The sequence below is a fragment of the Micromonospora sp. M71_S20 genome (assembly GCF_003664255.1).
GTDB lineage: Bacteria > Actinomycetota > Actinomycetes > Mycobacteriales > Micromonosporaceae > Micromonospora.
The window spans coordinates 2,743,972-2,757,100 of the sequence record NZ_RCCV01000001.1; the positions used below are offsets into that span (position 1 = coordinate 2,743,972).

The 13,129-nt window shown below is 75.3% G+C and carries 12 protein-coding genes; 8 read left to right on the plus strand and 4 right to left on the minus strand.

All coding sequences use genetic code 11. The annotated features are described in order from the left end of the window. Nucleotides 1-49: 49 nt before the first annotated feature. Entirely contained in the window at nucleotides 50-964 is a 915-nt protein-coding gene (locus DER29_RS12550) for a rhomboid family intramembrane serine protease (RefSeq protein WP_121397515.1), read from the plus strand. A gap of 74 nt (nucleotides 965-1,038) precedes the next feature. Here the strand turns inward: DER29_RS12550 and DER29_RS12555 are convergent, their stop codons facing one another. After that, the gene (locus tag DER29_RS12555) at nucleotides 1,039-1,467 is read right to left on the minus strand and encodes a PH domain-containing protein (protein ID WP_121397516.1); all 429 of its coding nucleotides are present in this window, start codon (nucleotides 1,465-1,467) and stop codon (nucleotides 1,039-1,041) included. Between the two features lie 88 nt (nucleotides 1,468-1,555). Here DER29_RS12555 and DER29_RS12560 point away from each other — a divergent pair, with 88 nt between their 5' ends. The 6 genes from DER29_RS12560 to DER29_RS12585 all read left to right on the plus strand — a co-directional run bounded on the left by DER29_RS12560 (nucleotide 1,556) and on the right by DER29_RS12585 (nucleotide 7,255). Beyond that, nucleotides 1,556-2,728 (plus strand): acetyl-CoA C-acyltransferase, encoded by a 1,173-nt coding sequence (locus DER29_RS12560; RefSeq protein ID WP_121397517.1) that lies wholly within the window; start codon nucleotides 1,556-1,558, stop codon nucleotides 2,726-2,728. A gap of 52 nt (nucleotides 2,729-2,780) precedes the next feature. Beyond that, a complete protein-coding gene (locus tag DER29_RS12565) occupies nucleotides 2,781-3,782 on the plus strand; it encodes a phosphotransferase (RefSeq protein WP_233599731.1) in 1,002 nt (333 codons plus the stop codon). Nucleotides 3,783-3,921: 139 nt separating this feature from the next. Further along, the gene (locus DER29_RS12570; RefSeq protein ID WP_121397519.1) at nucleotides 3,922-4,434 is read left to right on the plus strand and encodes a hypothetical protein; all 513 of its coding nucleotides are present in this window, start codon (nucleotides 3,922-3,924) and stop codon (nucleotides 4,432-4,434) included. Nucleotides 4,435-4,502: 68 nt separating this feature from the next. Further along, a complete protein-coding gene (locus DER29_RS12575; RefSeq protein WP_121397520.1) occupies nucleotides 4,503-5,195 on the plus strand; it encodes a response regulator transcription factor in 693 nt (230 codons plus the stop codon). After that, entirely contained in the window at nucleotides 5,188-6,609 is a 1,422-nt protein-coding gene (locus DER29_RS12580) for a sensor histidine kinase KdpD (RefSeq protein ID WP_121397521.1), read from the plus strand. The genes DER29_RS12575 and DER29_RS12580 overlap by 8 nt, the downstream gene beginning before the upstream one ends. A 55-nt stretch (nucleotides 6,610-6,664) precedes the next feature. Further along, on the plus strand, nucleotides 6,665-7,255 hold the full coding sequence (locus tag DER29_RS12585) for a hypothetical protein (protein WP_121397522.1): 591 nt from the start codon (nucleotides 6,665-6,667) through the stop codon (nucleotides 7,253-7,255). 103 nt (nucleotides 7,256-7,358) lie between these two features. Here DER29_RS12585 and DER29_RS12590 read toward each other — a convergent pair whose 3' ends face one another. Both DER29_RS12590 and DER29_RS12595 read right to left on the minus strand, forming a co-directional pair. Further along, nucleotides 7,359-8,957 (minus strand): ricin-type beta-trefoil lectin domain protein, encoded by a 1,599-nt coding sequence (locus DER29_RS12590; RefSeq protein ID WP_121397523.1) that lies wholly within the window; start codon nucleotides 8,955-8,957, stop codon nucleotides 7,359-7,361. Between the two features lie 154 nt (nucleotides 8,958-9,111). Next, nucleotides 9,112-11,334 (minus strand): hypothetical protein, encoded by a 2,223-nt coding sequence (locus tag DER29_RS12595; RefSeq protein ID WP_121397524.1) that lies wholly within the window; start codon nucleotides 11,332-11,334, stop codon nucleotides 9,112-9,114. Nucleotides 11,335-11,455: 121 nt separating this feature from the next. Between DER29_RS12595 and DER29_RS12600 the strand changes: the two genes are divergently transcribed. Continuing rightward, a complete protein-coding gene (locus DER29_RS12600) occupies nucleotides 11,456-12,163 on the plus strand; it encodes a glycosyltransferase family 2 protein (protein ID WP_121397525.1) in 708 nt (235 codons plus the stop codon). Between the two features lie 63 nt (nucleotides 12,164-12,226). Here the strand turns inward: DER29_RS12600 and DER29_RS12605 are convergent, their stop codons facing one another. Next, nucleotides 12,227-13,129 carry a transketolase family protein gene (locus DER29_RS12605; RefSeq protein WP_121399174.1) on the minus strand — a complete coding sequence of 301 codons (903 nt, stop codon included), beginning with the start codon at nucleotides 13,127-13,129 and terminating at the stop codon, nucleotides 12,227-12,229.

Sequence of the window (13,129 nt, forward strand, 5' to 3'; positions counted from 1 at the left end):
GCCGGGACCGGTTGGTGGGCCGCACGATCCGCGACGGCGGGCGGGCGCGGTGAGCGAGTCGCCACCCACCACCCCGGTCTGCTACCGGCACCCCGGCCGGGAGACGTACGTGCGGTGCACCCGCTGCGACCGGCCGATCTGCCCGGACTGCATGCGGGAGGCGTCGGTCGGGTTCCAGTGCCCGGAGTGCGTGGCGGAGGGACGTCGTAGCGTGCGGCCGGCGCGTACCGCCTTCGGTGGTGGTGCCGCCGGCCGGCACGGCTACGTCACCAAGGCGCTGATCGCGCTCAACGTGCTGCTGATGCTGCTCTCCATCGCCTCGGACCGGGGCGGGGACGCGGCGGTCGGCGGCTCCGGCTTCGGCGGCCTGATGGGCGGCAGCACCCCGCTGACCGACTGGGGCTCCGTGCTCGGCGGCGCGATCTTCCCGGACGGCACGGTCGGCGGCATCGCCGAGGGCGAGTGGTACCGCCTGGTCACCGCGATGTTCCTGCACTACGGCGTGGTCCACCTGCTGCTGAACATGTGGGCGCTGTGGGTGCTCGGGCGGTCGCTGGAGGCCAGCCTCGGGCCGCTGCGTTTCCTGGCGCTCTACCTGGTCGCCGGGCTGGGCGGGAACGTCGCCGCCTACCTGTTCAGCGCGGAGAACCAGCTCACCGCCGGCGCCTCCACGTCGATCTTCGGCCTGTTCGCCGCGCTGGTGGTCATCGAACGGAAGATGGGCCGGGACATCTCCCAGGTGCTCCCCGTCCTGGTGATCAACCTGGTCTTCACGTTCACCGTGCCGGGCATCTCGATCCCCGGGCACCTGGGCGGCCTGGTGGTCGGCGCGCTGCTGGCGCTCGTGTTCGCGTACGCCCCGAGGTCGCGCCGGTCGCTGGTGCAGCTCGCGGGCGTCGCGGTGATCGTGGCGGCGCTGATCGGTCTGGCCCTGGTCCGCACCGCGGCCATCGTCGGCGGCTGACCTTCCGCCCGGTCCCCGCCCTCCGGGCGCGGGCCGGCCGGGGCCAACGCCGCCGACCCGGTGCGCGGGCCCGCTCAGTGCGGGCGGGCCTCGTGCAGGGCCTCGGCCACCTCGGCGGGATCCGCGCCGAGGTCGTGGCGGCCGAAGAGGTGCAGCGACTCCCCCGCGTCGATCTCCAGCAGCTCGCTGGTCAGGCCCCGCCGCGCGCGGCGGTCCACGGTCACCTTCTCGACGGCCGACCAGGGCAGCCGCCGGTGCCCGGCGAAGCCCCGGACGACGGTGATCCCGTCCGGGTCGACGGCGAGCCGGACGGGCACGATCAGGTCCCGCGCGGCCCAGCCGGCGAGCGCGGCGGCGGTGAGCACGGCCAGCGCCAACCGGACCGGGTCGCCCCCGTCGAGGAGCAGGGCCAGCGCGAGCAGCGCGACCGCGCCGGTCAGCTTGAGCGCCGGCAGGGTGGGCGGCACCCGCCACTGCCGGGTCGGGGCCGGGTCGGGAGACATCCGTTCAGCATGCCAGGGCACCGGGGGAGGACGCCCGGCCCGCCGACGACGTAGGATCGGGGCCGGCCCAAGTTACCGGGGAGTAGTCATGAGTGACGCAGTCATCGTCGGCGCGGTACGCACCCCGGTGGGGCGGCGCAAGGGCAGCCTGGCCGCCGTGCACCCGGTCGATCTCTCGGCGCACGTGCTGCGCGCCCTCGCCGAGCGCACCGGCATCGACCCGGCGCAGGTCGACGACGTGGTCTGGGGCTGCGTCTCCCAGGTCGGCGACCAGTCGTGGAACGTCGCCCGCAACGGCGTGCTCGCCGCCGGCTGGCCCGAGTCGGTGCCCGGCACCACGCTCGACCGGCAGTGCGGCTCCAGCCAGCAGGCCCTGCACTTCGCCGCCGCCACCGTCCTCTCCGGCCAGGCCGACCTGGTCGTCGCCGGTGGCGTCGAGTCGATGACCCGGGTCGCGATGGGCTCCAGCGTGGCCGGCGGGTCGCCCTTCAGCGACCAGCTGCGCGACCGCTACCGCGGCGTCGAGGGCTTCGCCGACGACGCGCCGCTGCCGTTCAACCAGGGCGTCGGGGCGGAGCTGATCGCCGAGCGCTGGCGCCTGTCCCGCACGCAGCTCGACGAGTTCGCCCTCGCCAGCCACGAGAAGGCCGCCGCCGCGCAGGACGCCGGTGCCTTCGACGCCGAGATCGCCCCGGTCGCCCTGGCCGACGGCGGCAAGTTCGCCGCCGACGAGGGCATCCGGCGGGACACCTCGCTGGAGAAGCTCGGCGAGCTGGCCACCCCGTTCCGCGCCGACGGGGTCGTCACCGCCGGCTCCGCGTCGCAGATCTCCGACGGCGCGGCGGCGCTCGCCGTCACCACCAGCGAGTGGGCCAGCCGGCACGGCCTGCGCCCGCTGGCGCGCGTGCACACCGCCGTCGTCGCCGCCGACGACCCCGTCACCATGCTCACCGCGCCCATCCCGGCCACCGCGAAGGCGCTGCGCCGCGCGGGGCTGGGCATCGAGGAGATCGGGGTGTACGAGGTGAACGAGGCGTTCGCGCCGGTGCCGCTGGCCTGGCTGGCGGAGACCGAGGCGGACCCGGAGCGGCTCAACCCGCGCGGCGGCGCCATCGCCCTCGGCCACCCGCTCGGCGGGTCCGGCGCCCGGATCATGTGCACCATGCTCGCCCACATGCGGGACAACGACATCCGCTACGGCCTCCAGACGATGTGCGAGGGCGGCGGCATGGCCAACGCGACCATCGTCGAGCTGCTGTAGCGGGCGGGAAAACTCCTGGCCCCGTGGCGGGGCGGCGGCTAGGTTGCCGGGCGTGACCGACGCCGCCGCCCCCCGCGCCGACTGGGCCGACCCGCACTGGCGGGAGACCGCCCTCGACTGGATCGGCGAGCAACTCGGTCGGCACGGCCGCCGGGTCGTCGGGCCGGTCGAGCCACGGGTCCGGCCCTGGTCGCTGGTCTGGCGGGTGCCGACCGACGCCGGGGACGTCTGGTTCAAGGCGAACAACCCCGGCACCCGGCACGAGGCCGCGCTGCTGGCCGCGTTGGCCCGGCTCGCCCCCGACCGGGTGCTCGACCCGGTCGCCGTGGACGCCGAGCGCGGCTGGTCCCTGCTGCCCGACGGCGGCCGGACGCTGCGCGACGCGTTGGGCGGCGACCGGAGCCTGCTGAGCCGCTGGGAGCGGGTCCTGCCCGAGTACGCGCACCTCCAGCGCGCGGTCGCGCCCCGGGCCGGCGAACTGCTCGCCCTCGGCGTGCCCGACCACCGGCCGGAGGTGCTGCCGGAGCTGTTCGAGGCGCTGCTGGACGACGAGGAGTCGCTGCTGCTCGGGGCGGAGGACGGGCTCACCGCCGAGGCGTACGGGCGGCTGCGCGCCCACCGGTCCGCCTTCGCCGAGGACTGCCGGCGACTGGCCGCGTCGGGTCTCGCGCCGACCGTCCAGCACGACGACCTGCACGACGGCAACGTGTTCGTGGCCGGCGACGGGCACCGCTTCTTCGACTGGGGCGACGCCTCGGTGGCCCACCCGTTCGGCACCCTGCTGGTGACGCTCAACTCGGTCGCGGACGGGTTCGGGCTGCCCGACGGCGACCCGGCGCTGGCGTGGCTGCGCGACGCCTACCTGGAGCCGTGGTCGGACGGGCACGACCGGGCGACGCTGCGCGAGGCGGCCCGCCTGGCCGTCCGCGTCACCCGGGTCAGCCGGGCGCTCTCGTGGCGCCGCGCCCTTCCGATCGCCGACCCGACCCGGGCGGAGTACGCCGCCGCGGTGCCGGGCTGGTTGCAGGAACTGTTCGCGCCGGATCCGGTCTGAGCCGACGCGGCGACTCCTGTCGACCGGCCCTCCGGCGGCCGGCGCCGAAGCCGGACAGGCGGTGCGACGCACGCGCGTGGAAGTTCCAAAATTCCGGCGTGACCCACGTCACCCCAGGTCGCGCCTCGTTGGGCAGGGCATGGACGTCTTCTCCCGAACGTTCCTCCCGGCCGCCTCCGAGGCCGGGCTGGCGGTGCAGACCGTCACCCGGCACATGCCGGTCTTCCGACGCTGCGTCGGTTCCGGCGACGCCACCATCCTCGTCACCCGGTGCGCCCGGCCGGACCGCCCGATGGCCGGCGAGTACCTGCTCCTGCTGACCCACCGACGGCTGGTCGTCACCCAGCAGACCCGCGTGCTGCACCGGCTGCGCCTGCACCTCAACACGGAACTGCGGGAGCTCAGCAACGTCACCTGGAGCCCCGACCCGCGCCTGCAGTCGGTCGAGATGGCCGCCACCGCGATCGACGGGATCCGCGAGCGGTTCCTCATCCGCACCCGCCACCCGAAGCAGGTGTGGCAGCTCGACGCCCTGCTCAACCACGCCTTCCGGACCCGGCTGCGGACGCCCCGGGAGCGGCTCGTCGCCACCATCGGCGAGGCCCCGCCGGTCGCGCGGCCCGTCGCCTTCCGCCCCGCCGTGGTGCGCTGACCGTCTTCTTACCGAACCCGAACATCCGCTGACCGTCGCGGCGGCACCGGGTCGGCAATCATGGGCCGGTGACCGTCGACGCCGCGCCCCGCGGGCTCGTCCTCGTGGTGGAGGACGAGCCGGCCATCGCCGACCTGGTCCGGCTCTACCTGACCCGGGACGGCTTCGGCGTACACCTGGAAAGGGACGGGGCGGCCGGGCTGGCCGCCGCCCGCCGCCTGCGCCCGGTGGCCTGCGTCCTCGACATCGCGCTGCCCGCCCTGACCGGCACCGAGGTCTGCCGGCGCCTGCGCGAGGCCGGCGACTGGACGCCGGTCATCTTCCTCACCGCCCGCGACGACGAGGTGGACCGCGTCGTCGGGCTGGAACTGGGGGCGGACGACTACGTCACCAAGCCGTTCAGCCCCCGCGAACTGGTCGCCCGGGTGCGGGCGGTGCTGCGACGCACCGCCGGGACGCCCGAGGGCACGGGCCTGCCCCGGGTCGTCGGCGCGGTGGCTCTCGACCCGACCCGCCGCACGGTGACCGTCGCGGGCACCCCGGTCCAGCTCACCTCCACCGAGTTCGACCTGCTGGCGCACCTGATGGCCCGACCGGGCCGGGTCTTCACCAGGGAGGAGCTGCTCGCCGGGGTCTGGGGGTACGCGGCGCACGCCGGCACCCGGACCGTCGACGTGCACGTCGCACAGGTCCGGGCGAAGCTGGGCGCGGCCGGCGTGATCCGCACCCACCGGGGCGTCGGGTACTCCGCCGATGGCTGAGCCGACCGTCGCGCCGCCGTCGGCGCCGCGGCACCGTCCCGGCCGGACGCTGACGTCCCGCGCGGTGCTGGTCACCTGCGCGGTCGCCCTGGTCTCGGTGCTGGTCACCGCGATCGTCGCGGTGCCCCTGGCGGTACGCGGCGTGGAACGACGCGACCAGGAGGCGCTGGCCGCCCAGGCCCGGCTCGCGGCCGAGGTGCTGCGCCCCAGGCTGGAGACCGGGCGGACCGCCGACGAGGAGCGGATCGTCCGGCAGCTGAACGCCCAGGGCGTCGACGCGTACCTCGTCCGGGGCGGGGTGGCCGAGCGCCCCGGCCTGCCGCCGCGGGTGGTGCGGCGCGTCGCCGAGGGGCGCAACGTGTCGACCCGCCGTCCGCTCGACGGGCGGCGCACGCTGATCGAGGGACGCGCCCTGCCCGGCGGCAACGGGGTGGTGCTGACCCGCTCCCGGCCCACCGCGCCGTGGCGGCAGGTGGTGCCCAGCCTCTGGCTGCCGCTGCTGGCCGGGCTCGCCGCCGGGGTGGTCGCCGGGCTGCTGCTCGCCCGCCGGCTGGCCCGACCGATCCGGCGTGCCGCCGACGCCGCCGCCCGGCTGCGCGCCGGGGACCGGGCGGTGCGCGTGCCGGTGGAGCCGCCCGACGAGGTGGCCGACCTGGCGTACGCGCTGAACGGGCTGGCCGCCGCGCTGGCCACGAGCGAGGGCCGGCAGCGGGAGTTCCTGCTCTCCGTCTCGCACGAGCTGCGCACCCCGCTGACCGCGATCCGGGGCTACGCCGAGGCACTGGCCGACGGGGTGATCGGGCCGGTGGACGCGCCCGACGCGGGTCGTACCGTGCTCGCGGAGGCGCAGCACCTGGACCGGCTGGTCAGCGACCTGCTGGCGTTGGCCCGGCTGGAGGCCGCCGACTTCCCGCTCGAACCGGTGCCGGTGGACCTCGCCCGGCTGGCCGCCGACGCGGGCCGGACCTGGGCCGACCGGTGCGCGAAGGTGGGGGTGCCGTTCCGCGCGGAGGTCCCGGACGCGCCGGTGCCGGCGTACACCGATCCGGGGCGCATCCGGCAGGTGGTGGACGGGCTGCTGGAGAACGCGCTGCGGGTCGTACCGCCGGGGGCGCCGATCGTGCTCGCGGTCCGGGCGGCCGGCGCGGACCCGCTGGCGGGCGGCGTCGTCGAGGTCCGCGACGGCGGACCGGGCTTCACCGACGACGACCTGGCGGTCGCCTTCGAGCGCGGCGCCCTGCACCAGCGCTACCGGGGGGTGCGCAAGGTCGGCACCGGGTTGGGGCTGGCGCTCGCCGCCGGCCTGGTCCGCCGGCTCGGCGGGGAGATCGCGGCCGGGCACGCGCCGGAGGGCGGCGCCGCGTTCACGGTCCGGCTGCCGCCGGATCCTTACCTGACCCGAACATCGGTCTGACCCTCCGCTCGCCGGTCGGCGGGAGGCTGGGGCTCCACGGACGAGAGGGAGACTCATGGCACGTTGGGGAATCGCCACCACCACGCTGCTCGCGGCGGTCGCGCTCGGCGTCGGCGGATGCGGCGCCGCCGGGCCGGCCGGTCAGCCGGCCCGGGAGACCGCCGTCGAGGTCGCCGCGGCGCTGGGCGCGGAGGGGCAGGCGCTGGCCGCGCTGGGCTTCGACACCGGCGACCTGGACGTCGAGCCGCTGGCCGCACCCGCCTCGCCGGAGGCGTCGCCGGGCGCGGCCGGGGAGAAGCGGCGGGAGCGCGCGGAGGAGCGCCGCGAGCGCCGGCAGGCCCGGGTGCTGCTGCGTCGGGACGCCCTGCACGGCGAGGCCGTGGTGCGGACGAAGGACGGCGGTACGCGGACCGTCGCCGTGCAGCGGGGTGAGGTGACCGCCGTCGACGGCGACTCGATGACCGTGAAGTCCGCCGACGGCTTCACCATGACCTGGACCTTCGGCGACAAGCTGCGCGTCGTGGAGCGTCGCACGACGATCCGGTCCGCCGACGTCAAGGTCGGCACGACCGTCGGCGTGGCCGGTGCCAAGGAGGGCGACGGCGGGGTCGCCCGCCTGATCGTCGTGCCGGCCCGGCAGAAGTAGGTGGGGTGTGACCCGTCGGCGACGGCGGGCCGCACCACGCCGTCGGTGTGAGCGGTGCCGCCCCCGGGGGAGGGCGGCACCGCTCACGCGGGGAGGGCCGAACTCAGTAGACGCGGGAGCCGATGAAGTCGTCGTGCCCGTAGCCCACGGGGTTGGCGAAGTTGCGGGACTCGAAGGACCACTGCTGGCGGGCGCTGGTGGAGCAGGCGGCCAGGCGCAGCCGGGGGGTGCCCAGCAGCGGGTTGTCGAACGCCAGGCAGAGGTTGGCGTTGCCGGCCGTCCTGATCTGGTTGCCGGCCAGCACGAACTTCTGGTTGGCGCCGCCGTGGCAGTCGTGGATGTTCACCGCCGTACCGGCGCTCAGCGAACCGCCCGAGACGTCCAGGCAGCGGTCGTGGGAGAGCTCCGAGTGCAGCGACTGGCGGGTCGGGTCGTACCAGAAGCCCTGGTTGCGCCCGCCGTGACAGCCGTACGACTGCTGGGGGGTGCCGTTGCGCGAGTCGTAGCCCTTGCCGTCGACGCAGGTGCCGGTGGCGGCGTTGCGCAGCTGCTTGAACTCGAAGAGCCCGTCGTAGAGCACGCCGTTGCCGGTGCTGGCCGGGTCCACGCAGGTCGCCCGCTGCCGCCCGGAGTCGACGAACTGGGTGACGCACTGGGCGAACATGCCGTGCCCCCGCTTGTTCGGGTGGAACGACTGCCGGGCCGCGTTCTCGTCCCAGATGCCCAGCTCGATGTGGAGCCCGCGTACCGAGGTGTTGTCCGTGCACACCTCGTGGCCGTGGAAGAGCCGGCTGGCGTCCAGGTAGCGGGTGCCGGTGTTGGTCGCCGCCGCCCGCAGCGCCGACTCGAACATCGGCACCGCCTTGTTCCGGGCGAACGCGGCGTCGGCCAGGTAGAGCAGGCAGCCGCCGGCGTACCAGCCGGGGAAGTTCGGGTTGTCCTCGACGTCCGGGCTGCCCGGGCTCGGGTACGACATCAGCACCAGCTCGTAGTCGGAGCGCAGGTAGCCGGCGCCGGTCATCGTCTGCCGGATGTCTTCGAGGGCGTCCTCGACGGCCTGCCGGCTGCCGTCGGTGCGGACGCTCCACTGGTCGGTGTAGGTGGGGTAGCAGGCGCCCTGGAGGAGGACCCGGCGGACGGCGCAGTCGGTGGCGACCGGGCCGAACTGGATCGTGCCGTCGCCGTTGGCGCCGACCACCACCCAGATCAGCTTGATGTGCGTGTTGCGCGCCTTGATGGCGAGGTGGTCGCCCTGGTTCAGCTCGTTGTGCTGGGTCGGCCCGCCCCGGATCAGGTTCCACGGGGTCGCGCCGGAGCAGGCGATGTTGTACTTCTCGTCGGCGGCGATGCCGGTGCGGAACACCGCCTGGTCGTACGAGCGGTCGCACCAGTTGCCGGGCTCGTGGGTGCCGGGCACGTAGTTGCCCACCCCCTCGCCCGAGATCTCGCTGTCGCCCATGGTGATCAGCGCGGTGCGGCGCTGCTCGATGGGGCGGACGGCGGGCGTGCCGTAGAGCGCGGTGGCCTCGGCGGCGCGGATCGTCTCCAGGTTGGCGGGGAGCGGCTGGACGGCGGGACGGTCGGCCGCGGTGGCGGGGGTGGCCGTTCCGGCGAGCATCGGCAGGACGAGAGCGGCGGCGGCGACGAGGGTGAGGGCCCGTCGTCGGGTCGCGCGTTCGCGCCTGGCGGAGGAACCAAGCACCGACGCACTCCTTTCGGCTCGATCGCGGGACGTCGATCGAGTTACCAGAAGGTAGCGTCGGCTTCGAGGTATGTGAATGCGTCTCGTAATCGTTGCCGCAGAGTGCAGAACCGGGCGATCGGGTCGAATCGTGCGCCGGTCGGCTTCCTGGCGGTCAGCTCCCCGGCGGCAGGGCGTAGCCCACGTAGCTCCGGAACTGCACCCGCCAGCCCGCCGGCACCAGCGCCGTGCACGCCGGCCGGCTGCCCGTGCAGACGATGGCGTCCACCGAGGCCGGATCGGCCGGCGGGCGCTCGGGCAGCACCGACTGGAGCGCCACCAGCTCCGGCGGGCGGCCGTCCGCGTCGCGCAGCAGCAGCCACCAGGGGTACTCCCAGTTGTCGTTCTGCTGCACCAGGCCGATCCGGCGGGCGCCCGTCGCGCGTACCGCCTCGGCGGCCCAGCGGAACTCCGCCGCCCACTGGGGACGCCGCAGGAACCGGGTGTCCCATTCGGAGGTGGTGAAGACCGAGCCCGCCCCGACCAGCCGGCGCGGGAAGCCGTACGACACCGCCAGCACCCCGGCCAGCGCGGAGGTGGCCAGCACGCTCACCGCCAGCCCGGCCGCCACCGGCCGCCGTCCGTCCGTGCCGCCGGCCCGGCGCCGGAACAGCGCGTCCAGCCAGAGCCCCGCCAGCGGTACGGCCAGCGCCAGCGCGTAGAGCAGCAGGCGGTTCCCCCACGGCTGCCACTTGATCATGGCGGTGTGCAGTAGCACGGCCGCCACCACGACCACCGCGTACGCGCGCAGCGGACCCGCCTGCGTCGGGGCGACCCGACCGGGCCGGGCCAGCGCGTACGCCGCCCCGATCACCGCCAGCGCCCCGGCCAGCGGGAAGGCCACCCGGTCCTCGTCCGGATACCAGGACGGCACCGGGAACCGTTCCCGCCCGAAGGTGGTGGCCCGGTCCTGCGGGTCCACCCCGATCGCCTCGGCCCCGCCGATGATCGCCTCGGCGCCCGCCCGGCGCAGCGGCGCGAGCGGCGTGTCGAACGCGGTGTGCGCGATCCGTAGCGCGTTGACCAGCAGCGACGGCGGGTCGTGCCGTTCCATCGGGATGGACTCGCGCAGCCGGGGCGGCCCGAGCGGATGCCCGAACTCGGCGGTCACCCGGGCCAGGAACGGCCCGACCACCACCATCGCCACCAGCAGGATCAGCACCGACCCGGCGACCGTCCGGCGCACCTGCCGCCGTGACCGGCCGCCACCGGTCCGGGACGCGCCGGTGCCCCGGCCGGGCGGCCCGGCGCGGTCCGGCGCGGAGCCGGGCCGGGCCAGCCGGAGCTGGGCCAGCCCCCAGAGCAGCAGCAGCGGCCCGACCGCCACCAGGCCGCTGGTCTTGGTCAGCGCGGTCAGCCCGGTGGCCGCCCCCAGCCCCAGCATCGCCCCGGTCCCGGCGCGTCGGCGCAGCCCGTCCAGCGCCACCGTGGCGGCGCAGGCCACCCAGGCGGCGCAGACCAGATCCGTCTGGGTGCTGGTCGCCTGGAGCGCCACCATCGGCGTGGTGGCGAGCACGAACGCGGTCAGCAGCTGGGCCCGCCGCCCCCCGCCGAGCTGCGCGGTGATCCGGGTGGCCGCCAGCAGTACGCCGACGCCGGCCGCCCACTGCACCAGGTGGTGCAGCGCGTCCCCGCCGGTGAACAGGCGCAGGTGCAGCAGCAGGTACTCGGCGCCGGGCGGGATGGTCACCTGGCGGTGGATGGCGGTGGGCCAGAAGCCCAGGCCGCCCTGGGCCACCCAGTGCTCCACCTTGGGCAGGTGGTAGGTCTGCGAGTCGAAGTTGTTCGGCTCGGCCAGCAGGGCGATCAGCAACTCGACCAGCAGCAGACCGCCGACCGTGCCGGCGAGCAGCCGCTCGCCCCGGCCCGCCCTACGCCAGGCGGAGGCCAGCCGGGTCCACCAGCCGGCGCGGCCGGGTGCGACGCGGCGTGCGGCGGCGGGCGGTGCCGGCGGAGGGGGCGGGGCGCCGACGGCCGGGCCGGCCGTCGCGCCGACCAGAGCGGGCTCCGGCGCGGCGACGACCTCGACCGCGCGGTGCGCGGCGGCGACCACGGCGGTGCCGCGCGCGGCGTCCCGGCGGCGTCGCCAGCCGACGGCGGCGACCGCGCCGGCGAGGAGCGACAGCCAGGCGACGGCGAACGCCGGCAGGGTGAGCAGCCGCAGCGCGCCCAGCAGTTCCACCGTGAGCACCGCGAACGCGCCGGTGACCAGAGCCGCCCGGACCAGCGCGAGGCGCCGCCCCGCCACGGTTCCGGCCGCGACCGGACGGAGCGCGACGGCGAGCAGTCCGATCGCGGCGACCGGCGCCAGGGCGAGCGGGTAGCCGACTGCCGACATGGCGGCAGTAAACACCATGAACCTGAGGTCGCCGCGCCGGATGCCCGCAGTGCTGAGCACCGCGTCGTCAACCGCCAGGCTAGGCTAGGGCCGACATATCGTCGCCACCGTGGAGATTCCCGTGAAGCTCTCGATCCTCATGCCGGTCTACAACGAGGAAGAACGCATCGCGGATGCCCTCAAGCAGGCATTGGCGGTCGACTACCCGTGTGAGATCGAGCTGGTCGTGGTCGACGACGGCAGCCGGGACGGCACCGGTGAGATCCTCGGTCGGGCCGACGACGCGCGCCTGCGGGTCATCACCCACCAGCGCAACGCCGGCAAGGGTGCCGCCATCAAGACGGCGGTCGACAACGCCGAGGGCGACTACATGGTCATTCTCGACGCCGACCTCGAGTACGACCCGATGGACATCCCGAAGCTGCTCGACCCGGTGCTCGACGGGCGGGCCGAGGTGGTCTACGGCAACCGCACCTTCGGCAGCCACAGCGCCTACAGCTTCTGGTACGTGATGGGCAACAAGGGCGTCACGATGGCGGCGAACGTCCTGTTCAACTCCTACATCGGCGACCTGGAGACCTGCTTCAAGCTGATGCCGGTCGCGCTCTACCGCTCGCTCGACATCCGCTCGCGGGGCTTCGGCATGGAGGCCGAGGTCACCGGCAAGCTGCTGCGCCGGCGCATCCGCCCCTACGAGGTCCCGATCAGCTACCGGGCGCGGGGCCGCGAAGAGGGCAAGAAGATCACCTGGAAGGACGGCGTCGAGGCGATCTGGATCCTCGGCCGCGAGCGCACCCGCCGCCGCCCCCTCGCCGCCCCGACCCGCTGACCCTCCCGCCCTCCCGCGCCGCCCGCCGTCGGCGGTGCACGGCCCGCCGACGTCGGGCGTGACTCAGCGGCCGGCCGGCACCGGCGCCGCGTCCAGGAACCCGGCGACCGAGCGGCGCAGCCCGGCGGCGTCCAGCCCGTGCCAGCGGGTGTGGTCCTCGGCCGAGCCGTAGCGGCGCAACTCCTCCCGGCTGACGCCGAGCGCCAGCAGCCGGTGCGGCCGGTCGGCCAGGGCCGCCGACACCACCCGGGCCGACGTGCCGGCCAGGTAGGGCTCCACCAGGATCACCGCGTCGCCCGCCAGCGTCCGCAGCCCCGTCGTGTCGAACGGTCGCGGCCGGTGGGTGTAGGCCACCGTCACGCCCAGGTCGGCCACCGCCGCCACCGCCGCGTCCAGCACCGGCCCCACCGCGACCAGCAGCGGTGCGCCCGGCCCCGCGTCCCGGAGCACCCGCAGCGCGCCGTCGCCGCCGTACGGCCGGACGTTGTGCAGCGTGGACAGTCGCAGGTACGCCGAACCGTCGGCGGCCACCGCGTCCCGCAGCAGCGCCGGCACCTCGTCGCGGTGGCCGGGGACGTGCACGGTCCAGCCGTGCAGGGTGTCGATCAGCGAGACGTCGGCCGGGGACAGGTGGGTACGCCCCGACTCCGCCCGGTCGTACGACGCGCCGATGCTGACCAGCACCGCCTCCACGCCCTGGTGGTCCAGGTCGAGCTTGATCTGCTCGTACGCCCGCTCGACGAGGAACGGGGCGTAGCTGTGCACGATCGGTCGGAGCCCGGTCAGGGCGAGCCCGCCGGCCACGCCCACCATCAGTTGTTCCCGGATCCCGACGTTGAGCACCCGGTCCGGGTGCCGGTGCGCGGCCGGGTCGAACGCGTCGGCGGAGATGTCCGCCAGCACCAGGGCCGTACGCGGATCCTCCGCCAGCAGCGCGGTGGTGGTCTCGATGAAGCGCTCCCGCAC

Excerpts from the sequence above, each read along its gene's own strand:
- DER29_RS12555 (WP_121397516.1), bottom strand. The coding sequence starts at position 1,467 with ATGTCTCCCGACCCGGCCCCGACCCGGCAGTGGCGGGTGCCGCCCACC.
- DER29_RS12570 (WP_121397519.1), top strand. The coding sequence starts at position 3,922 with ATGGACGTCTTCTCCCGAACGTTCCTCCCGGCCGCCTCCGAGGCCGGG.
- DER29_RS12560 (WP_121397517.1), top strand. The coding sequence starts at position 1,556 with ATGAGTGACGCAGTCATCGTCGGCGCGGTACGCACCCCGGTGGGGCGG.
- DER29_RS12580 (WP_121397521.1), top strand. The coding sequence starts at position 5,188 with ATGGCTGAGCCGACCGTCGCGCCGCCGTCGGCGCCGCGGCACCGTCCC.
- DER29_RS12585 (WP_121397522.1), top strand. The coding sequence starts at position 6,665 with ATGGCACGTTGGGGAATCGCCACCACCACGCTGCTCGCGGCGGTCGCG.
- DER29_RS12595 (WP_121397524.1), bottom strand. The coding sequence starts at position 11,334 with ATGTCGGCAGTCGGCTACCCGCTCGCCCTGGCGCCGGTCGCCGCGATC.